16 protein-coding genes, 1 tRNA gene and 2 pseudogenes are annotated in these 21,469 nt (G+C 55.7%); 8 read left to right on the top strand and 11 right to left on the bottom strand.

Features of this window, described 5'->3' with window-relative positions; all coding sequences use genetic code 11:
• Positions 1-271: 271 nt before the first annotated feature.
• Both JOE34_RS07295 and JOE34_RS07290 read right to left on the bottom strand, forming a co-directional pair.
• Positions 272-598 carry a hypothetical protein gene (locus tag JOE34_RS07295; RefSeq protein WP_122220346.1) on the bottom strand — a complete coding sequence of 109 codons (327 nt, stop codon included), beginning with the start codon at positions 596-598 and terminating at the stop codon, positions 272-274.
• Between the two features lie 436 nt (positions 599-1,034).
• Entirely contained in the window at positions 1,035-2,060 is a 1,026-nt protein-coding gene (locus JOE34_RS07290; RefSeq protein ID WP_198700559.1) for a J domain-containing protein, read from the bottom strand.
• A 758-nt stretch (positions 2,061-2,818) separates the two neighbouring features.
• On the opposite strand from JOE34_RS07290, the gene JOE34_RS07285 reads away from it, so the two are divergent.
• The 4 genes and pseudogenes from JOE34_RS07285 to JOE34_RS25800 form a co-directional block, all read left to right on the top strand.
• Positions 2,819-2,894: transfer RNA gene (locus tag JOE34_RS07285), tRNA-Thr, on the top strand.
• A 1,448-nt stretch (positions 2,895-4,342) separates the two neighbouring features.
• The gene (locus JOE34_RS07280; protein ID WP_209995402.1) at positions 4,343-5,023 is read left to right on the top strand and encodes a serine protease; all 681 of its coding nucleotides are present in this window, start codon (positions 4,343-4,345) and stop codon (positions 5,021-5,023) included.
• Complete coding sequence (locus tag JOE34_RS07275; RefSeq protein ID WP_209995400.1) at positions 5,016-5,459, top strand: hypothetical protein; 444 nt, start codon at positions 5,016-5,018, stop codon at positions 5,457-5,459. Before JOE34_RS07280 ends, JOE34_RS07275 begins: the two co-directional genes overlap by 8 nt.
• A 243-nt stretch (positions 5,460-5,702) precedes the next feature.
• Positions 5,703-5,904, top strand: a pseudogene (locus JOE34_RS25800) (serine recombinase); the annotation flags it as partial.
• 2 nt (positions 5,905-5,906) lie between these two features.
• Here the strand turns inward: JOE34_RS25800 and JOE34_RS07270 are convergent.
• Complete coding sequence (locus JOE34_RS07270) at positions 5,907-7,247, bottom strand: hypothetical protein (RefSeq protein ID WP_245226992.1); 1,341 nt, start codon at positions 7,245-7,247, stop codon at positions 5,907-5,909.
• Between the two features lie 234 nt (positions 7,248-7,481).
• On the opposite strand from JOE34_RS07270, the gene JOE34_RS07265 reads away from it, so the two are divergent.
• The gene (locus JOE34_RS07265) at positions 7,482-8,153 is read left to right on the top strand and encodes a 2OG-Fe(II) oxygenase (RefSeq protein ID WP_209995398.1); all 672 of its coding nucleotides are present in this window, start codon (positions 7,482-7,484) and stop codon (positions 8,151-8,153) included.
• Between the two features lie 154 nt (positions 8,154-8,307).
• On the opposite strand, the pseudogene JOE34_RS07260 reads toward JOE34_RS07265, so the two are convergent.
• Both JOE34_RS07260 and JOE34_RS25795 read right to left on the bottom strand, forming a co-directional pair.
• Positions 8,308-9,255: pseudogene (locus JOE34_RS07260) on the bottom strand (hypothetical protein).
• A gap of 188 nt (positions 9,256-9,443) precedes the next feature.
• A complete protein-coding gene (locus tag JOE34_RS25795; protein ID WP_229636537.1) occupies positions 9,444-9,836 on the bottom strand; it encodes a hypothetical protein in 393 nt (130 codons plus the stop codon).
• Positions 9,837-10,156: 320 nt separating this feature from the next.
• Between JOE34_RS25795 and JOE34_RS07250 the strand changes: the two genes are divergently transcribed.
• Positions 10,157-11,242, top strand: a complete 1,086-nt coding sequence (locus JOE34_RS07250; RefSeq protein ID WP_003342475.1) for a type I restriction endonuclease — start codon at positions 10,157-10,159, stop codon at positions 11,240-11,242.
• 156 nt (positions 11,243-11,398) lie between these two features.
• Positions 11,399-12,136: a hypothetical protein gene (locus tag JOE34_RS07245; protein WP_209995390.1), complete on the top strand. Its 738-nt coding sequence runs from the start codon at positions 11,399-11,401 to the stop codon at positions 12,134-12,136.
• A gap of 11 nt (positions 12,137-12,147) precedes the next feature.
• On the opposite strand, the gene JOE34_RS07240 is transcribed toward JOE34_RS07245, so the two are convergent.
• Both JOE34_RS07240 and JOE34_RS07235 read right to left on the bottom strand, forming a co-directional pair.
• Complete coding sequence (locus JOE34_RS07240) at positions 12,148-12,621, bottom strand: GNAT family N-acetyltransferase (protein ID WP_209995389.1); 474 nt, start codon at positions 12,619-12,621, stop codon at positions 12,148-12,150.
• An 82-nt stretch (positions 12,622-12,703) separates the two neighbouring features.
• Entirely contained in the window at positions 12,704-13,273 is a 570-nt protein-coding gene (locus JOE34_RS07235; protein ID WP_209995387.1) for a GNAT family N-acetyltransferase, read from the bottom strand.
• Between the two features lie 160 nt (positions 13,274-13,433).
• Between JOE34_RS07235 and JOE34_RS07230 the strand changes: the two genes are divergently transcribed.
• On the top strand, positions 13,434-13,928 hold the full coding sequence (locus JOE34_RS07230; protein WP_024959091.1) for a hypothetical protein: 495 nt from the start codon (positions 13,434-13,436) through the stop codon (positions 13,926-13,928).
• Between the two features lie 37 nt (positions 13,929-13,965).
• Here the strand turns inward: JOE34_RS07230 and JOE34_RS07225 are convergent, their stop codons facing one another.
• From JOE34_RS07225 to JOE34_RS07205, 4 genes are all read right to left on the bottom strand, one after another.
• Positions 13,966-15,240 carry an OprD family porin gene (locus JOE34_RS07225; protein WP_024664281.1) on the bottom strand — a complete coding sequence of 425 codons (1,275 nt, stop codon included), beginning with the start codon at positions 15,238-15,240 and terminating at the stop codon, positions 13,966-13,968.
• A 646-nt stretch (positions 15,241-15,886) separates the two neighbouring features.
• On the bottom strand, positions 15,887-16,993 hold the full coding sequence (gene aguA, locus JOE34_RS07215) for an agmatine deiminase (RefSeq protein ID WP_003394293.1): 1,107 nt from the start codon (positions 16,991-16,993) through the stop codon (positions 15,887-15,889).
• Positions 16,994-16,998: 5 nt separating this feature from the next.
• On the bottom strand, positions 16,999-17,877 hold the full coding sequence (gene aguB, locus JOE34_RS07210) for an N-carbamoylputrescine amidase (RefSeq protein WP_003318264.1): 879 nt from the start codon (positions 17,875-17,877) through the stop codon (positions 16,999-17,001).
• 440 nt (positions 17,878-18,317) lie between these two features.
• A complete protein-coding gene (locus JOE34_RS07205; protein ID WP_122220384.1) occupies positions 18,318-21,230 on the bottom strand; it encodes an aminotransferase in 2,913 nt (970 codons plus the stop codon).
• Positions 21,231-21,469: the final 239 nt, after the last annotated feature.

Below are 21,469 nucleotides of genomic sequence, written 5' to 3'. Positions count from 1 at the left end.
GATAAGTCTGTTGATGAAAATGTGGATGAGTGCGTTAAAGCTTGGCGCGCCAGTTACTGAAGCCCCTTATTTTTTTCCGCAATCCTTCCCGTAACCCGCAAAAACAATGCCTTGCGGCTCAATGAGCCCGACTGCACATAATTACCCGGCTGCGCAAATCTTTATCAGCAAATTGTGCATAAAGATTTGGTAAAGGCTCTGGCGCAAGCGTTTTGCGCGGCCCAATCGTGCACACGCAGACGCCTGTGCACGAGCTGTCCGGCGTGAGATTTCAGGCCTCTTCGACACACTCCAGCGAACGCTCGACCATGACTTTGGCCATTTCCAGCATGTGCATGGAAGCGAACGCCAGATCGCGTTGCGAACCGGTCAGTTCATCGCCGAGTTCGTGGGCGGTGGCCGATGCGCAGCGCAGGAAATCCAGCGCGTGCACCAGGGTGGCTTCCAGGCTGATGAAGTCGAACTTGCTGTCGTGGGGTTCCTTGGCCGGTCGGGAGATTGGCAGGTAACACTCCATGGCGCGCTTGACCACAGCCTTGTCGAAGACCGGTGCGCTGCTGGATTGTTTGTTGGGCGGATCGGGGGTTACTTTGACCATGCTTAGCTCCTTCTATTGAAGTCGCTGCCTTTTCGCTACTAAACGAAAAGGCGGCAACTGTACGCGAGTTAGTAGACCGGTGAGCTAAGAACCGGCGCACCCGAAGGTGCCAAGCGCACAGTCGCCATAGCATCAGGACGAAGCCTAATGAAACGCGGCTGTGTTACGCCTTAACTCACTGCGGGCTACTAAACCCGATCGCTGATGGGCAGCGACGGGGCGGAGAGTAGAAGCCCAGACAGAGGGGCGCAAGCGGTCGGGGATTCTCTCGGAAATGTCCTTCAAAAGAAAGAGACGGTGCCTGCAAAAACGCGCCTGAAAGCGTTGCAAAAGGTGAGTTCACAGTACGACGCTTTGATTCTGGCCGAAGGCCGTAGGAGCGAACTTGTTCGCGAAGACTGAATACGCAGCGCCGCATTCCTGTCATGACTCACTACTAAAACTGATCATCCTTCAACCGCGCAAACGGCACACTGCGGTTCTGCAGCTTGCGCAACGTCAGCTTGTAGGCACTGGACTTGATCTGACTGCCCATCGGCGTCTCCTCCAGCAAAATCCGACCCGACGCAAAGGCGCAGCCCGTACTCATCATCTTGTACTTGAGCAGGTACAGCCCCGGGTCCATCTTGGCGAACGTAAACACCGCCCCGGCCGGCACAAACGCATGCCGAAACGCCCTGCGCCCCACCGCATCCGTGACCTTGGCATACACCGCCGACTCGCCCGCCGAGTTATCCACAGTGATCTGCGACCAACCGTTGTCCTTGAGCACCGGCATGTCCTTCACATAGCCCGCCTTGTCCGGCCACGGCGCGCCCATCGGATCAAGCGCCGGCACGCCACACTCAGACGCCGCCGCATCCACCGGCTTGGCCGGGCTCGCTACAGGCTCCTCAACCGGCGCGGCAGGCGTGGCAGGTGCGGGCTTGACCCACGTCTGCGCAACCGGCGCAGGCTCGGACGGCACAAACGACTTGCCTGCACCAGGGTCGTAACCCATCCACGCGCCACCCGCGCAGAACACCACAAACAGCAGCGCCCAACGCCACGCACTGCGACGACGCTTGTCACGGGAAGGGGATGCAGAAGCATAGGAAGAAGACTTGGGCGCCGGCCCCGAACGAGCCGCCTGAGACGGCGCGGCAGCAGTGGCTGCAGAAGTGGCCGCATACACATGCACCGCCTGCCCACGCGCTGCATGCGCCTGCTTGCGGCGCGCAGCGTCCATACGCGCCTTGTGCTCATTGGCAGCGAGCTGCGCATCATAAGCCGCACGCCGCGAAGGGTCAGCCAACACATCGTGAGACGCGTTGACGACGCCCATCATCTCCGAGGCGTAAGGATCTGGATTCCTGTCCGGGTGCAGCTTCTGCGCCAGCTTGCGATAAGCCTTCTTGATCTGCTCAGGAGAGGCATCGCGAGCGACACTCAGCAGCTCGTAATGCGTAGGCGTTCTCTGCATTGCACTTGCTGTCCATGGCTGACTGCCATTTTCGATACAGCTGTATCGGCCAAAAAGCCGGTAGCTCCAGTGCAAATCCGACGCAACAGCAACCAGCCCACAAGAAAATGCCCGAATCCAGAGGATCCGGGCATTTCTTGAAACATCGATGAAGCCTTCGTCGGCATCCAGACGCACATTCATGCGATTCAGACAGCCATCCTCAGCCTCACCCTGCGCAAAGCCAACAGGCCAGGCGCACCTGCAAATATCCTTCAACAACTCTTCAGCGAATGACCAGCCTGCGGCAAACAAAACCCCAAACCCGGTTACGATCCATCGCATCACTCATCAGATAGTCCTTTATCTGCATGGCTGAAAAGCTAACGACCCGTGCTGCTGACTCAGTAGCCTGGGCCGTTGAGAACAAGCCTATGCAAAGCCCTCCTGCCCCGCAACTGCCCAAAAATGGCGGGGTCGGATGGGTGCCTGTTCCTACGCCAAATCGCCATCAACGCTGGACGCATGGGTTTGCGCGACCAGGTTAAAAATCCAGCGTTCTGTCAGGCACAAGCTGTGCGCACCAAAGGCAAAATCAACCCCCGAATTCAACGCCATCCGCCCTGCCGCACAGACCAATCCGTCCAAACCAACAGAAACGTCCTGCACCACCACCCGCCCGCATCCCACCCGGAGCGCCAATGGTCGATTTTTTTCAACTGAATCAGACAGCTAGGCTTTACAAGCGCATCAGACTCTATATACTCGCAGCCCATTACGCCGGTATAGCTCAGTTGGTAGAGCAACTGACTTGTAATCAGTAGGTCCCGGGTTCGACTCCTGGTGCCGGCACCATACAAAAGAAGGGCTTGCAGCGATGCAGGCGCTTTTTTTTCCCCAGACGTAATAAGCCACGTAACAAGGCCACCGATCGGGCCTGTCTTACGCGCTCCACGTCGAGCTCCAACCGCAGCTACAGACGCTCATGAGCAGTAGCGCGAGACCCTGGCCAACCGCTCGGTACAGGGTTCCCCGCTCAAAATCTGAGGGGGGTCAGAAAAAAGGTAATATTAGTAATACGGCTCGGGAAAAATGGCTGCAGCCCTTGTAGGCCGTGGCTTTCAGCGTTTCCGGGCAAAGGTAATATTGAAGCGATACAAAGGCGATAATATTACCTTTTACTAAAGCTATATTTTCATTTCCTAAAACCCAATGAATCCGGGGGTTTCAGGAAAATATTACCTTTCATATCGCTTCATATTACCTTTCGATGTAATACGCGCAGCCCAGTAAAACCGTGGCCTCCAGCCTAGGTTCGTGGGTCATATAGCTAATATCGCTCTTTTTGAAAACACCCTCCCATACCTGAGATTCGATCTCATTTAAAACGCCCTTTTTCGAAAACCTGACTGCAAGGCATGAAGGCCTGTAGATCGTCACCAGCGCGTGCAATCGTGTGCAATCTCCAAAGGCCCCTGAATGCGGCTACAGCTCCCGGTCTGCTTGAGTTATAGAGGTTGGATCTGATCTGGCCGCCGATGCCCTGGTGCGCAGCTTTGAGACCGGTGTCGATTTGGAAAACCACCCCATTCCTCGGTTTTCCAATTTTTCGCCCAAGCAGGCCGGGCTTCCGAGGATTGCCCCCGCCTGCACCGCCCTGTCGCTCGCTGTGCAAGGCGCTGACATTTTCCTGCACAAGCTTGCACGTTGTGCAATTGCAGCCCCCCTACGCAACCCCACGGCTGGCTTGAACTGGAGTATTGCTTTCATCGCATCTGGGTTTGCACAAAAAACGGACGCGGAGCCCGTCGGCGGGAGGGGGATAAGTGCTTTTTCTTAAGATTTTTTTGTTGCTATTCCAATTCTGCAATCTGAACAGATCCATCAATAGCGACCCATCACACCACTAGCCAGCTTAGCTTCGTTACCTAAAATGTCAGCACTTGCAAACTTTGCCCTGACAAGCGTAAAGAATATCCGAATTTCAACACCATTCTGAGCCATGACTAGGCTTCCCGCTTTACCACACAAAACCCTCGCATAACTCCTACTTAACTCGCCTGCCGCATAACTCACGACGAATGGACTACAAGCGCCATATTCTATTAAAGCCAATCTACATATAAATCAATAGCTTGCACCAGACAATCGACTTAATCTATCCATTTGACAAAAATACACGCTATGAACTCTCATGTCATTCTCAGCCGCAAGCTTAAATTGTCTCAAACCAAAGGCTCACACTTGCAGTTACGAGAACAGTAGTATATAAAACCCCAAACATCTTTAGAAAAGGAGATAGCATGCTTAGGGATGTAGTAAAAGCCCACCTACCCGGTTGCGTAATGATTGCTACTTATGGAAAGCCAAACTTCACCCTTCTTGGATCAGGGTTTCTTTGTAGTGATAAAGGATATTTTTTGACCTGCGCACATACATTAGATATAACCAAACCTTTATATATCACAACGCCACCCGACCCCAATAGTTTCCCAACCATTCAAGGTAACAAGTTTCCGTTTACTGAAGTAGACGTCGTTCAATACGACCCATTAAACGACATAGCCTTATTAAAGTTAAAGCTAGCCCCGTCAACAATAGTAGCTTGCCCACCACCTAGCGTTATCTTTGGAGATGAACGAAGTATTGATATAGGCACTACTATATGTTACTTCGGCTTTCCTTTTGCTTTCAACATACCAAAAGTATCCCAATCCGTTGTCAGCGCTAAGATATCAACAGAACAAGGAACAAGAAACCTGATGCTTGATACAGCTGCCAACGATAAAAACAGCGGTGGTCAACTCGTAGATGTCAGTACAAATAAAATTATAGGAATAGTTTCAGGTAGATTCTCGCCCTCCGGCACCCAGCCTGCTGCTTGGATAGGCGGAACAGCGATGGGACAGGATAGCAATGTCTCGTTTGCTGTAGGCATAAGCTATGCGTTGGACTTGTTGAAGGCGGAAGGTATTTATGAATAATATCAGTGACGAAGAAGTTCTAGGTTTAATTTCCGAGTTGACACCCAAGTACATGCATGACTTTTTAAACAGAGCATGGTTAGAAAAAGATTTCGATCTAGATAGGGCAGGAATGACCCTTACCGGTGAGATCAACTCAAGCACCACGATAGTTAAAACGTCACAAATAAATCGTCAAGACAGCTTATGGCTCATGGTGCAGGGAGAAGTTTACGACTTTCTGTGCACTAAATCAGCTATTTACAAGACAGAAAGGGCTGAAGCAGGAATGAGCGCTAAAAACATAATATCTATAGTTGCCGCAGCGCTCGCAGGCAAGCTTCATCTTGCATTGGGAGTGGTAATTGGTATTGTAACACTAGCAGTTATCGGAGTATTCAAGCTGACCAAGAACGCCTGGTGCAAGCTACAAACAGAAAGTCGATTAAGTAGCTAGACATCTCGAAAGATTATTACTAAGAACTTATGCAAATATAGATTTGAAAAAACCTAAAGTCATTCTGCTAGATTAATTATCGCGATGATTCAAATCCCGTGCGCAACCCCACGGCTGGCCTGGGCTGGAGTATTGCTTTCATCGCATCTGGGTTTGCACAAAAAACGGACGCAAAGCCCGTCGGCGGGAGGGGGATAAGTGTTTTTTTGGTGATGATTTTTTTCGTAGACGATTTTTTACGTCCGTTAGGATTAAGAGCCGCGCCGCGAGCGGCAAGCGCAAGGCATTCAGAATGCGAAGGCCAAAGGCAAGATCAGGCCTATTCGACGCCGAGCCGCACGGACGCGTGAAGGAGTTGCTGAAAGCCGGGCGAGGTATCATTACCACTGCCCGGCATGCTAACTGCTCGAACACAACCGTCCTAAGAATTAGCAAGAGGGTTTAATGCTAGGCTTTTTCTTCGCCCGGAGGAATAACGGGGGTTGCGGAGTTAGCCGCAGTAAATTCTTTCTTTGGCTTCAACTTGGCTAGTGCGTCGCCCGCAAAGCCGGTTAGTTGAGAAGCAAAATTGGGAACCGATTTCATTGCATCTTTCATCACATCCGACGCGAGCACCTCATGCCATGGACTCCCATAGCTAGCAGGCTCGACTAGGCGAAGAGGCTGCTCATCAAGCCTAGAAAGAGCTGATTGTAGCAACTGAGACTCAAAATCAGGATTCACTCGACTAGCTTCTCGACGGTATCCCTCGTAAGCCTTCGAAACCGAAGCCTTAAAAGCGTAGTCCTCTGATAGTCTAAAACGCTGACCAATTTGTTTAGTTGAAAGCCATGCAAACCAAATGGGCGCGCCCACGGAAATCACGGAAAGCATTAAGTTTAGTAAAATCGCAGCCTCTGAGGCACCCGGCACTTTTAAGAGATCAGCAAGCGCCTGGAACTGACTTCTACCCAGAATGCTCCCCAAGCCTAGCGATAAGACTAGACCCGCTACCCAGGCCCACATCGACCATCCAAGCTTGCTAGATCGCTCTGCAAACGCTGCCGCCAAGCCCTGGCTTGTGTTTGCCGAATAAGCGTGCTCAGCCTTCTGTAATACGCTTTGCGCCTCAACAGCAATTTTTGTGAGCTCTTTTTGGGCCATCTCTGCTGCCTCGCGAGCCGCGAGAACATGCACTCGATCCTTTTCGGCATCAGCCAATAGAGCTTTAACTTGTTCTCTAGCGTCGTTGAGCGACTCCAGGTCCTCAGGAAGCTGCTCGGCCGCCTCATGCGCGGACTCAATACGAGTCATCATTCCTTGAATGTTCTGGGATCGTACACCCATATTTTTCATTTGGAGTTCTATACTCCGTAGCTGCTTGGCAGACGCCCGCCTAGCGGAGATTTCGTCGACTCTAGAGACATGGGGAATGGCACGTTTGAGCACGTCAAGCGTCATGAACAGTGCTGAAATAGCAGCCTGAGCGTTCCCCCAAATTTGGGGAAGAGTATTAACCCGCATAAACTGAAGACGAGCCAAAAAACTTTCAAAATACTTTGCATGCGTCCCTAAATCTTCAGCGACATCATTAAGCTGTTGCTTAACGTCTTCTATCACAACGACTATGTCAGCCCCAGTGATAGAAGGGAAACTCCAGTTTGAATGCGTAACAGAAAATACGGCGTCCTGCGGAAACGGAACGGCTCGCAAAAAATCTTGGCAAGCAGTCAGCTCGGACACCAAAGCGGTAATTGCCGGATGCATTCTCATATCCTTATAGAAAAAGACTACCAATTCTTGCTCCATGAAAAAAACAATTTCAAAAGGAGCAAGACAAGCGGTGGTTTTATGGTGTCCCAGGCGGGGTTCGAACCTGCAACCTTCCCCTTAGGAGGGGCCAGAGCAACCAAGATTTTGCATTGACAGAATAACCTAATGCATCAGCATCGATACAAACACACTGATGCCTGACAGTAAATATTTTATACTGTGTTATACGCTTACCATGGAAGAAATATAGACGTTACAAAAATAGCTGAAATGCTGGTCAATCGACTTGACAGCCTGCAGCACGATATCCGGCACCAATGGAATAACCCGCAAGGCACACATACCCGCCATTTCATCGTAGACGGGCTTTTGAGCGATGATATGGCACAGGCTATCTACGACACTTTTCCAAAGGCAGCTGACGGTTTCTTCGATCGCAAGTCATTCCGCGAGAAGAAAAAGACGATGACGGATCTGAGTGACTTCCCTGAGATCCTGAGCAACATCACCTACGCGATTCAGCATCCGAATGTGGTGGCCAAGGTTTCCGAGTTGGTAGGCTTCGAGAAAATCACTCCAGATCCCTCATTGTATGCGGGCGGACTGTCGATGACATTCAAGGGGGATTTCCTCAATCCGCATATCGACAACAGCCATGACGGCACACGGAACCTCTACCGCCGGCTTAACCTCCTGTATTACGTCACGCCCAATTGGTCGCTCGACAACGGCGGAAATTTTGAGCTGTGGGACCACCAGGTCAAGACGCAGAAGACCGTGGTTTCCGAATTCAACCGCCAGGTAGTGATGGAGACGAATAAGGATTCTTGGCACTCGGTCAGTGGCGTTCGCGTCGACACCGCTCGCTGCTGTGTCTCGAATTACTACTTTTCTGAGGTGTCGCCGGATGATCACGGTTACTTCCATGTGACCTCATTGTGACCTCATTCAGTGGACGTCCCGAGGAAACAGGGCGGCGACTGCTCGGGATTATCGATAACGGCCTTCGCAACATCGTATCCAAAGTGCTTGGCAAGGGTCGGGGCCGCAACCTGGTTAACAAGACCGGGGACAATGCATAGGGACGATGCCTCGATCATAGCGTTACTGTCTTGAGCTTCACCGACAGTACCGCTGCCTTCGTTGCATCCGCAGTAAACGCCGCCGCGTTGACAGGCACCGGCGTCGGGCCATGGGTGTGTGCAGCAAGCTGGGTGTTCATATCCTTAACCAGATCGAGCAGGTCACAAACCACCTGAAAGATGTTCACACAGTTCGACCCAACCCAGTTTTTAGGAGCCTGCAGCCGCTGGCTTTCGCTGGTGATGCTCTCACGCAGACCCTGAATACGTTCGTGCATGTCACCACCCACCGTGGCGTCGTGCTTCTGGCCGACCACCAGGTTCAGGTCCCGACCGGTTGCCTGGTGCAGATCGTTGACAGCGGCCAGGCTCGCCGATCCCCCGGACAGCAGCTTGAGCGCGCCCAAGACCTCGATCTTCTTCACGCCACCCACTGACTCGGTTGAATGGTCGTCCACTGTCCTGTTGTGGCTCTGGAAGCTTTCAGTGTTCGTCATAGCGTCGACCTCGCGCTCGATCGCCTGGTCCTGGATCTTGCCGTCAGTCTTGCGCAGCCAGTTACCGTCCGCGTCGACGCGCTGCTGCACGGCGTCACTGTGCTGCCACACCTGGTCGCCTTTTGGAACCTTCGGCAGTGTCAGGCCGTGCGGCAGGATGGTCTGGATGTAGGGTTTGTGTGGCAAGCCATAAGCGAAGCACACCACCACGCTGGTGCCCTCCTCCGGAAAGGCAAAGAACCCCATTTCATCACCACCCACCGGCATGGGCAGCGGCACGCCGGCCAGTACCGGCAATGCTGTATCGATCTCGCCGTCCGGCCCCATCACCTGCAGGTCGACCGAGAAGCGCGGTCGGAAGTCGTCACACAGCCCAGCGCTGGCCGGCGCATCCGCTACGGCCACGACCTTGGCGAAGCGCGGCAAGTGATAGCCGCCGGTGAGTTAAGAGAATTGTTGCTCCAATCAGCCATAATCTCAGCCTCGCTAACTATTCCATCAAAGTGGGTAACGATAGGCCAGCCTTGGAGACTCAGACGTTCAGTAGATAACAAAATACGGTCAAGGCGGTTTTTTTCCGTGGGGCTGATTGAACGTAGCGTCGGTTATTAGCCCCCATCCCTCAACACGACGAGAAACTGGTCATCAGGCTCTCATGTCTGCAAATTAAATGGCATACGCACTATGGTTGGTGGCTCGTAGGCAATTACATCCAAAACGTCATTGTTGAAGGCTATAAAATAGTGCGTTAGATCGTCTTTTAAACGAATTCCGCCCCCCTCTTCCAAGAACCACGTTAAAAATGTCGACCGCTGAACCGTTCCAATGAAGAACTGCTTCCAGCCTTCAATCTCGCGCCAAGGAATGGTCAGGGCATCACTTTCATCCCTCTGCCTGAGTGCGATGGATTTGAAATTTATAGTGACCTCTTCGTCAGCCCCAGCAGCCTTCATTGTCAACCCGTGACGATCCAAGATCATGCACATCAGCTCAAAGCGTGTGCCAGCCCAGTCAGGGCTCCCGCCCAAGATATAGGTGTCTTCCATAATTCTCTCGCTCATGTCACAAATCAGAGTAGGCAGGTGTACTGATACGGGGGCGACTCTTGGTGCCGCACTATACAAAGGAAAATGCTTTCAGCGGCGCGAACCCTTTTTTCGTCTTAGATTTCGCAAGGCATGTATAGACCTTCATTACGCTCACCCCGCTATACCCCGCCACGCGTAAGACGTTTCCGATTTCCTCAGATATCTCCGCTCACGCCTCAAAATCCTATAGCTATTTCGCAGCCCATCGTAGTAGCGTTGCGCCTCTATCGATTATCGATAGGACTGAGGGCTCATGAGCCCGGCACGGAGCAATAAAAATGGATTTTCTTGAAGCACTCAATTCCCTTTCCGCAAAAGTCCGCCAGCAAGCTGCTTCCATCCGCACCGAAGAGGCTACCAAAACGGCTCTGGTCATGCCGTTTATCCATACCGTGCTGGGCTACGATGTATTCGATCCTTCTGAGGTTGTGCCGGAATACACCTGCGATGTAGGCACCAAGAAAGGCGAGAAGATCGACTATGCCATCGTTAAAGAGGGCAATATTCAGATCCTCATCGAGACCAAGAAAATCGGCGAGCCGCTGAACATCAATCATGCCAGCCAGCTTTTCCGTTACTTCCATGTGACCACTGCAAGGATTTCGATCCTCACCAATGGCCGGGTCTACAAGTTTTTTACAGACCTGGACGCGCCTAACAAGATGGATGAAAAACCATTTCTTGAACTGGACCTGCTGGCGATTGATGACCATGCCATTCCGGAATTGCAGAAGCTGACCAAGTCGTCCTTCGACGTTGAGTCAATTCTCAATGCCGCTGGCGAGTTGAAGTACGTAGGTCAGATCAAGCGTGTAATTGCGGCCCAGTTCAGTCAGCCGGACGACGATTTCGTCCGGTACTTCGCGTCACGCATTTATGAGGGCGCTATTACTCAGAAGGTACGTGAGCAGTTCACGATTCTGACCAAAAAGGCCACCTCGCAATTTCTGAACGATCAGGTCAACGACCGGTTGAAGCTGGCAATGAGCGGAGTTCAGGCGCCCACGGTGGCCGAAACCATCATCGAAAATAACACTCAGCCTGAAAAGGAAGAGCCGATAGACGACCGGATCGTGACGACTGTGGAGGAAATGGAAGGCTTCCATATCGTCAAGTCGATCATCCGCACTGTGGTTGAAGCGAAACGTATTGCTCATCGTGATACACAAAGCTATTTCGGCATTCTTTTGGATGACAACAACCGTAAACCCATCACCCGCCTGCATTTCAATCGCGCTCAGAAATACATCGGCATTTTTGAAAAGGACAAGGGCGAAACCCGCCATCCAATCGCTTCCCTGGATGATATTTACGGTTTTGCCGATGCCCTCAAGGACACCGTATTGAGCTACGCAGAGTCTTGAAAAAGCATCAATTCCGTTAACAAATATTTGCAGGGCGTGTGGCAATGCGCGCCCTGCAAGTACGTCGGAATATTTTCCGTCCCCCGACCTCCCCTTCAAGCTCCCCCCCACCCCGTCGATACCCTCCATACAACCCCGCAATCATGGATCGATGAAATGGTTATCTCACTAACCCCCGGCAACAACACGTCTCCCACCATCACCCTGCCCAATTCCGGTATCACGCTCACTCCAACGCCGCTCACCGATGCGCAGAAAGAAGCGTTTAAGAACGCTGCTGCCAGTACGCCCGCTGTCGTTTATCACCCGAGTACCGAAGTGCCTACGACCACTGAGCCGATGGAAGCGGTTGATACCTGGATAGGCCGCTCGCAGTCGCCTGACTTCCCAAAGATGGCGGCGCAGCACAGTAACTCGACGGAGGCGCTGAAGACGTCTTATGAAGCGTTCACGTCGACGCTGGCGTCGGTGTATCCGGATCTGGCCAGCAAGAAGTTCGGCTTCACGATCGAGGCGGACGGTAATCTGAAGGCGATCAACAGTTCCGGCGAGTTGAGCGAGGCGGATACCAAGCAACTCAATACATTGTTGAATGCGTCCAGTGGGCTGAAAGCCGCAGCGGCTACCTATCGGGAGACGGCCATTGATCTGGTCGACGCCGATTCGCCCTGGAGCGGCAGTTATCTGGGTCGCTACAACCTGAACAAGGAGAACTTCGCCAATTCTCTGGACCTGGGCGCGCTGTTTATTCCCAAGACGTCGACGCCATCGAAAGATCAGATCGACGGCATGTTCTTCAATCAACTGGCGTACAAAGGTGAGCTGCACACCCAGGAATCGGAGGCGGCCATGCTCGCTGCACGTGCGGCGGAGAAAGCTGCCTCGGCGGGTTGATCCCAAACCCGTCAGCACATCGGCAGACGTTGCGAGCGGAGGTAGTAGTTGTCGAACTCGCCGCTCTCAACGAGCTGAAACCCGTGGCGGACGTAGAAACGGTTGGAGTCGCTTTCTTTCAGGGCGCCCACTCGTACTGTGGATGCGGTTGCGTCCGCGTGTGCGAGCACTTGCCGAAGCACGGCAGCACCAATGCCCTGCCCTTGAACAGCCGGCTTGATGTACAGGTGATCCAGCAACAGGCCATCGCTGGTTGGTTTAACGACCACGAAGCCGACCTTGCTGCCGGCAACCTGAATGTAGTGTGTGCATGATGCAGAAAACCCTTCACGAAAACGCTCTCGGGCGCGCACCGGATCGAACCGGCCAACGCGCTCGAGGCTTTCGCGCATGGCTTCGATACGTATGGCTACCAAGGTTTCGAAGTCTTCGGGCTGGACCGTTACCAAGGTGATGTCGGGCTCGGTGTTGCGGGTCAACGGCATTCGGGTCGCTCCCTGTTTATCGGGCAATATCACTTGGGCTGGTGGTGATGGGCAACAGGTTAATGCCGGGTCGGCCTCTACGTCAGACGTTCGAAGTGCCTGCTTGCAGCGCTCGCGCCAACCACTCCTCCCGCGTCATCTCCCAGACTTCCACCTCGAACCGTCCGCCGACGAACTCCCCTTCCTGCGTGCTCACCTTGCGCATGCCTTCGCTGATCGAGATGCGCCGCGAGGCTTCATTGGGGGCGGCTTTGGGCACTTGCATCAGGGGCTTGCCCATCACGTCGAACCACTGTCGATTGATCGCGCGGCAGGCCTCTTTCATGTAGCCGCGGCCTTGCCAGTCCGGGTGCAGCCAGAAGCCGCGGTTGTTGCCGGGGTGGGTCATCAGGGTGATGCTGCCGATGATGTCGTGGGGCGCGCTCTGCAGGCGGATCATCCAGTGCCATTCGGTGCCGTTTGCTATAGCGGGCAGTGCGACGTCCTGGATGTAGCGCAGCGCACCGTCCTGTGGATAAGGCCACGGGACGCGGTTGTTCAGGTAGCGCACGATGTCCCATAGCGGAAAGCGTTGCTGAACCGCAGGCGCATCCTCGAGCTGCAGTGGCGTCAGCAGCAGACGTTCGGTGTGCAGCGTGGGGGGAATGGTCATGACGATGTCCCTGTTCGTCGAAACGTGCTCACTGGATGAACGGTCCCGTATGCCGGGGATTTAAGTCGAACTGCCGGCGGCAGGCGTGGGTCTATCCAGCACCTTTTATACATCGGTAACACCAGTGCCCAGAATCATAACGGATGAAACACCCGCGAAAGTGGTGGATGAGCAGCAGGTCAAATTGTTTGGCTCGCCCAAGGAACGGCTGGACTTTTATCGACGCGAAATTCATTACGAAACCACCAACCTTTCCAACCGCACCAACGCCTATTTGTCTGCGCAGTCATTTCTGGTGATTGCTTACGCGTCTTCGATGGCCAACATGAACACGGCCTGGGGCGCGATGTTCACGCTGGTGGTGCCGCCGATGCTGGCTTTGCTGGGGCTGCTCAGTACGCTGTTCGCCTGGCCGGGTATTCGGGCGGCGTGCGACATCATCCAGCACTGGCATCACAAACAGGCGCAACTGCTGCTCAGCGAGCCGGTCATCGGGCTGACCTATGACGATTCGCCATTGTTCAGCGATTGGGAATCCAGCGAAACCGGGCCGAAAAAGTCCTTGCTGTTCTCCAAGCGCAGTCCTTGGCTGTTCAGCTTTTTCTGGGTATTCCTCGGCGGGTTCGCAGTGTTTGTTCAGTTGGTCGCGGACTGAGTCGGGCGACGGCCTTTGCCTGGCCGTCGCCTTCAGATCAGAAAACGTTGATCGGGTAGTCCACGAAGATGCGTGTCTCGTTGCCTTCGCTGTTGTAGGCCTGTGCATCGTCCGAGACCCGCAGGAAAGAGTTGCGCAGGCGGATCGAGAGGTCTTTGGCCGGCCCACTCTGGACCACGTAGGTCAGTTGGCTGAATATCTCGCGCTCAGTGCCGTCGCCACTGCCTGCGGTGCCATCGTCGATGTTGTCGCCGCGTACGTAGGCAGCCTTGTAGCTCAGGCCGGGCAGGACCAGCCCGGACAGGTCCACGCCATAAGCCGCCTGCCACGAGCGTTCGTCCTTGCCGTTGAAGTCGGACCAGTAGGAGTTGGCGAGGTAGATGGTGTTACCGCCATCACCAAAACCGCCATCGTTGCGATAGCCTCCGTAGGCGTAACCCATGTCACCGGTGCTGCGCTGATGCGCCAGGGTGAAGGAGTGGATGCCCACGGCCCAGGTTGCGGCCAGGCTCCAGATCTTGTTGTCACGCGCATCGCTGGCAGTGAAGTCTTTATCCAGTCGGGTCTTGTAGCCGTTGAAGTCGAAGGTCAGCGACTGGTCTTGCGGCAGGGCGAAGACGTAGTTCAGGTTCAGGTACTGCTTCTTGAACACGTCTTCGTTGTCGGAGGCGTAGAAAGCGGCGCTGAACTCATCGGTGAATTTGTAGCTGGCGCCGTAGACGTTGATGCTCTTCAGGTCACCACTGTCGCGACCTTCGGCGCTCTTGCGCGCTTCCTGAGTGAAACGCCCGGCGACCACTTCCAGCCCATCGATCTCTTTGGAGGTGATCAGGGTGCCGGTGTAGCTTTCCGGCAACAGACGGGAGTTGTCGTAGTTCAGCACCGGCAATTGCGGCATCTGATCGCCGTACTTGATGACGGTATTCGAGAAGCGTGCTTTTACCGCAGCGCCGGCACGAGACAGGTCATCGGCAGCCGCGCCGCTGTCGCCCTGCTTGAAGAAGTCAATGCCGCCGTTGCCACTGCGGCCCTTTCCGCCATCGAGGCGAATGCCGTACAGCGCAAAGGCATCGACGCCCACGCCAACCGTGCCTTGAGTGAAGCCGGACGCGAAGGTGCCCATGAAGGCCTGGCCCCATTCGGATTTGTCTTCACGGTCGTTCTTGTAGTCGCGATTGATGTACGCGTTACGCAGGTTGACGTTCAGGCTACTGCCTTCAACGAAGCCCTTCGAATCGGCCTGCCCCTGGGCCATGGCCTGACTGGCGCTGATGATGCCCAAAGCGAGCATGCCCATACGTGTGTTAAGCATTTTGTCTTCCTTGTTCTGCAAAATGACATGCGCTGTGGCGGTCAATGGCCGTCTGACTTCCCGCCTCTGGTCAGGCGGTGGAGAGCCGCACGAGGTCATCGCAGCGGACTACGAAGCACGTACAGGGAGTGGAGCCACAGGCAGTGGGGCGCGAATCCTAGTTCGGGTGCCTGGGGGTGTCAAACGTGTGGATGGCCGGGGCCAGGTCTGGTGTATTACCTAATCTGTCAGCACGCGTGCCAACGCTTCGAATTCGGCATCGTTGAACAGACCTGCCGGATAGCGCTTCAAGAGCATGGCCCGTACGTCCGGTCTGGCTTTCACGGGCCTGGTCGTCCTCAACCAATCCGCCACTCGCTGGCGTGCCTCATTACTGAGCGAAGCAGAAAAACCACGAACTCGCTGTTGGTTCATACCTGCATTCATAACCAAAACCTCTTGATTCGTGAGGGGCTAAATCTACTGGTGCCATGTGACAGTCAAGCTAAGGAAACGGAGTTTCGCCAGTGGAATTTAGGAAAACTGCCGATAAATCTGATGAACTTAGTTATAAAGTAACGCATAAAAAAGCCCATCTGATGATGGGCTTAATACAGCAAAAACGGGACCAACTATCCAGTCGTTAGATACAACTAGTTACTAAGCGCTAGCGGTTGTGAGGCGCTGGCTGTTGCTGAGTCAGGCAGTGGATATTGCCCCCACCCAGCAGCAGTTCACGGCCCGGTGCCATCACGACCTCATGCTCCGGAAACAGCTTTTGCAGGATCTCGCGGGCCTTTCCGTCCATCGGATCGTCGAAACTCGGCGCAATGATGCCGCCGTTGACGATCAGAAAGTTCACATACGACCCGGCCAGACGCACCGAAGGATTGCGCTCCTGGCTGCCATGCACCTGATCGACGCCTGCGCATTCTTCTTCTGTTGCGAACAATGGGCCCGGAATCGGCATTTTATGCACGATAAACGCACGACCCTTGGCATCCAGGGTGTTTTCCAAAATACTCAATGCCGCGTGGCAGCGTGAGTAGTTGGGGTCTTCGGGATCATCGGTCCAGGCCAGTAACACCTCGCCCGGACGGATGTAGCAGCAGAAGTTATCCACATGCCCGTCGGTTTCGTCGTTGAACAGGCCGTCCGGCAACCAGATGACTTTATCCACAGCCAGGTAATCGCCGAGGATCGTTTCGATCTGTTCGCGGGTCAGGTGCGGATTGCGGTTGCGATTGAGCAGGCACTCTTCGGTGGTGATCAGCGTGCCCTCGCCATCCACATGGATCGAGCCGCCTTCGAGCACGAAGCCTTCGGTGACATAACGCGGGCAGCGCTCGATTTCGAGTACCTTGCTGCCAAGCTGGGAATCGAGGTTCCACGGCGCATACAGGCCGCCATCGAAGCCGCCCCAGGCATTGAATTCCCAGTTCACGCCACGCACTTCGCCACGGTCGTTGATGACGAAGGTCGGGCCGCTGTCGCGCACCCAGGCGTCGTTGCTGCTCATTTCCACAACGCGGATGTTCGGCATGTCCAGCCGCGCACGGGCGTTGTCGTATTGTGCAGCCGACACAGCCACCGTGACCGGCTCAAAGCGGGCGATGGCCTTGGCGATGGCGACGTGGGCAGCCTGGGCGGGCTTGCCACCCAGGCGCCAGTTATCCGGGCGCTCGGGCCAGACCATCCAGACCTGGGTTTGCGGTGCCCATTCGGCCGGCATATGAAAACCGTCGGCGCGTGGCGTGCTATTGAGCGTAGTCATGGCGATCAGGACTCCAGCGAACCGTCGAGGGTCTTCACCGCGCCGTACAGGTTAGGACGGCGATCACGGAACGTGCCCCAGGCACTGCGGGTGTGCTCCAGCTCGTCCAGATCGAAGCTGTGGACCAGCACGCCTTCTTCGGTTTCGTTGAGCTCGGCGACTTTTTCACCGAACTGGTTGGCGATGAACGACGAGCCGTAGAAGGTGATGTCGTAGCCGTCCTGCTCTTCGTTGCCGATGCGGTTGCTGGCGATCAGCGGCATCAGGTTCGCACCGGCGTGACCTTGCTGCACGCGCTGCCAATGGTCGCGCGAGCTGATGGTCTTGTCGTGCGGCTCGCTGCCGATGGCAGTCGGGTAGAACAGAATTTCCGCGCCCTGCAACGCCATGCTGCGCGCGCACTCCGGGAACCACTGATCCCAGCAGATACCGACGCCGATTTTCGCGTAACGGGTCTGCCAGACCTTGAAGCCGGTATCGCCCGGGTTGAAGTAGTACTTTTCGTGGTAGCCAGGGCCGTCCGGGATGTGGCTCTTGCGGTAGATGCCCAGGTTGCTGCCGTCTGCGTCGATGATCGCGATGCTGTTGAAACGCGCACGCCCTGCCAGCTCGAAGAAGCTGATCGGCAAGACGACCTGCAGTTCTTTGGCGATTTTCTGGAAGTGCTTGATCGCGACGTTGGATTCGAGGGAAGTCGCCAACTGCAGATAGTCCGGGTTCGGCTTCTGGCAGAAGTACGGGGTTTCGAACAGTTCCTGGATCAGAATGATCTGGGCGCCCTTGGCGGCAGCTTCACGTACCAGCTTTTCAGCGGTCTCGATGTTGGCTTCCAGATCCCAGGAGCAGGCCATCTGGGTAGCAGCGACAGAAACGATACGGCTCATGAAAATATCTCCAGGGGCGGTTGCAAAGGACTTATCACCATAGCAGACGAGCGATGACGATTATGAACGCCTTTATAACGGATATAAATCGGCATTAAAAGCTAAAAAAATGTTTCCATCGCATTAAATTTTGAATTTTGCCGATATTAATCTGCTTAAGGCTCATGACGGCGCTCGTTGCTACGAGCTGGGTGTGACGCGGAGGCCCCTTTCGCGAACAAGTTCGCTCCTACGGCCTTCGGCCAGAATCAAAAACAGATCCGGGTATGACGGTAGTGTCCGGCGGCGGCGCCTTCGCGAACAAGCGAAGCGTCGCCCGATTCGCTCCTACGGCCTTCGGCCAGAATCAAAAGCAGATCCGGGTATGACGATAATGTCCGGCCAACCCCCATCGTACTCATGCTCCGCGTGGGTATGCCGTTCTGGACGCTCTGCGTCCTCTATTCCAGTTCGCGCAAAACCTTCGATACGTTGTCGACGAAAAAGTCCACGCTTCGCCGGGTGGTGCACATCGGGGGTTTGATTTTCAGGATGTTCAGGTAGTCGCCGGTCGGCTGCATGAAGATGCCCAGTTCACGCAGGCGCTCGCACAGGCGGGCGGTTTCTTCTGTAGCGGGTTCCAGGGTGTGGCGGTCGCGGACCAGCTCCATGCCCAGATAAAACCCCATGCCGTGCACCGCGCCCACCAGCGGATGCTTGTCGGCCAGGGCCTGCAGCCGCGCCTTGAAGTGGTCACCCACAATTCGCGCGTTGTCCCAGAGCTTTTCTTCCTCCATGACATCCAGCACCGCCATGCCGATTCGGCAACTGACCGGGCTGCCACCGGATGACGAGAAGAAATAACCCTCGGCCTCCAGCGCTTCGGCGATCTCGCGGCGGGTGATCACCGCGCCCAGCGGATGGCCGTTGCCCATGCCTTTAGCCATGCTGATGATGTCCGGCACCACGCCCTGCTCTTCGAAGCCCCAAAAGTAATGACCCAGCCGGCCATAACCCACCTGCACCTCATCGGCAATGCACACGCCACCCACAGCGCGGACCTTCTGATACACCTGTTGCAGATACCCCGGCGGCAAGGAAATCCCGCCCGCATTGCCATACACCGGCTCGCAGATGAAGCCCGCCACCTGCCGTTGCTGCTCAGCCAGCGTGGCAAGGGCCTGATCGACACTGCGCAGGTACTGCGGCGCACTGTCCGCGCCCCTGAACGGCCCGCGATAGGTGTTGGGCGCGGTGACCGGATGCACCCAGTCCGGGCGGGTGCTGAGCGCCTGCGGGTTGTCGGCGATCGAGGTTGAGATGGCATCGGTCGCCACTGACCATCCGTGATACGCCTCCAGCACACTGAGCATGTCGCGGCCACCGCTGTAAGCCCACGCCAGCCTGATCGCGAGGTCGTTGGCCTCGGTGCCGCTGTTGACCAGAAACACGCGATCCATGCCCTCGGGGGCCAGCTTGAGCAGGCGTTCGGAAAACTCGGCGATCGCTGCATAGTGAAAGCGCGAGTTGGTGTTGAGCAGCGACCACTGCCGCGCCGCCTCGTGGGCCATGCGCGGATGGCCATGACCGAGAACGGCGACGTTATTGAGCATGTCCAGATAGGAGCGGCCCTGCATGTCGATCAGGTGATTGCGCCAGCCGCGCTCTATCTGCGGCGGGGCCTGGTAGTAGTGCTTTTGCGAGCGGGCAAAGCTGGCATCACGGCGCGCCAGTAATTGCGCGGCGTCTTGCAAGGCTGGCGCGTCACAATCAAAACCCAGCAGCGCCGACGGCGACGGGCACACTGCGCGCCAGACATCTGCCCAGGCCGGTGTAGTGAACAGCGGCGGGCTGAGGTCTGGCTCGGTGCACAATTGCAGCAACAGCGAACCACCGCCCTGCCCGATCAACGTGCTCGCCGCCACCTGACCCGCTAGCGAAGCCTCCGGCAACACACCCCACAGCTTCAAACTGATGCGCTCGCCGACCAACAGCACCGCAGCATCGGCCGTCAGCCGCAAGGTGCCATCGAACGGCGCATGCAGCGGCGTCGCTGCGGGCACGTGTAATTCGACGTGCAGCGCAAAGGTCTCCGGCTCGCTGGCGCAATCAGGCAAGGTGCGTGACAGACGGTATTCACCGAACCGACTGGCCGCCAGCCCATTGTCCCCGGCCGCTTGCGACAGCAGATATTCATCGATGCCGCTCTGCTCCCAGTTGCCTGCCACGAAGTGTTCGCTGAGCACGCCCAGATCCACCAGCACCGGCTGAAGCCCCGAAAGGCTAGGCAACAACGGCGAATAGGCAGGTTGTCCGGCAGGCGGCAGGTCCAGATCCACCGCGCGCAGAATCGCAGCTTCCATCAGCGCCATCGGCACCGAAGTGGCGACATCGAAGATGTTCCATTCGCCGGCAAGGTTGGCCTGGATATACGCATTGCCAGGCTCGACGCTGGCCTGTTGTTCGCTGCTGAGCACAAGCACTGCGGATCGAGCGACGATCAGCGGCCAGAGCGCCTGCAATTCCTCGATCTTCAGCGGATTGAGGGCGTGATAGGCGGCAATGGCCGGGAGGATGTACAGCGGATCGCCCTCGGCATGGTGCAGCAGCGCCGCGCAGGTCACCGACAGGTCAGCCACTCGCCAGGTACTGAGCAGATCGCCGAAATCAATTAGCCCCTGCAAGTGCCACGGGTGCCCCGCCTCGCGCCGCCAGACTGCATTGTGCTCGGAGATGTCCAGATGCACCGCCTGTATCGGCAGTGCCGCAATCAATGGCAACAGACGACGATGAGCCTGCTCGCCCGCTTCGATCAGACAAGCGCGGGCGTCGGCATCCTTGATCACCGGCAGCAGGTGCTTGATCAATGCGTGGGCGTGGCGCGGGTCCCACTGCAGTATGCGCTGCAGACCGGGGTGGTCGAAATCGGCCAGCGCGATATCCACATGGGCACACAGCTCGCCCAACTCGACCACGATGTCACGCCCCAGATGCTCGACATGCCCCAGCGATTGCCCGTCGATGAACTCCAGCAGGCGCACATGCACCGCCTGCCCGTCGATGTCGACCGACAGTAACTGTTCGGTGTCATTGGCGCGGATCACGCCCGGCACCTTGAATGCACTGTGGCCGGCCAGATGATGCAGCGCAGCGTGTTGAGCGTTCAGCTCGGTGGTCGAATACGCCCCGTGGCAGATTTTCAGCACATAACGCCGCGTGCCGGTATCCAGCAGAAAGTTGCGATCCTGCTGGCTGCCCAACGCTTTCAGCGTGCCGCTCAGCCCGTAGTGCTCAGAGAGCAATTGCAAAGCCTGGTCCACGCTGACCTCGGGGCAAGGCAGACTGGATCGGCGGATAAGCGTGGCAAGCGGCATGGAGAACCTCGTTCTTGTTGTAAGGCCCAGGCTCGTCGAGCAAGGCGTGATGGGCAGTCGCGCAACTATAGGGGCATTGACTATAGGGGGATTGTGCTGCGCGACCAATCCGCACCTGCACCCGGCGCGTAAACTACCCGGAGTTTTATTCGACCTGCTGCTCGGGTTTAATGGTCTGATCATGCCATACGCGCTCAAGCGCTATGCTGCATTACTCCAGAACACACAAGAAGGTCAGT

This window comes from Pseudomonas sp. PvP028 (genome assembly GCF_017832255.1).
In the GTDB taxonomy this organism is placed as follows: domain Bacteria; phylum Pseudomonadota; class Gammaproteobacteria; order Pseudomonadales; family Pseudomonadaceae; genus Aquipseudomonas; species Aquipseudomonas syringae.
Note: the sequence above shows the minus strand (reverse complement) of the source record. Positions and strands in the feature narration are given on the sequence as shown.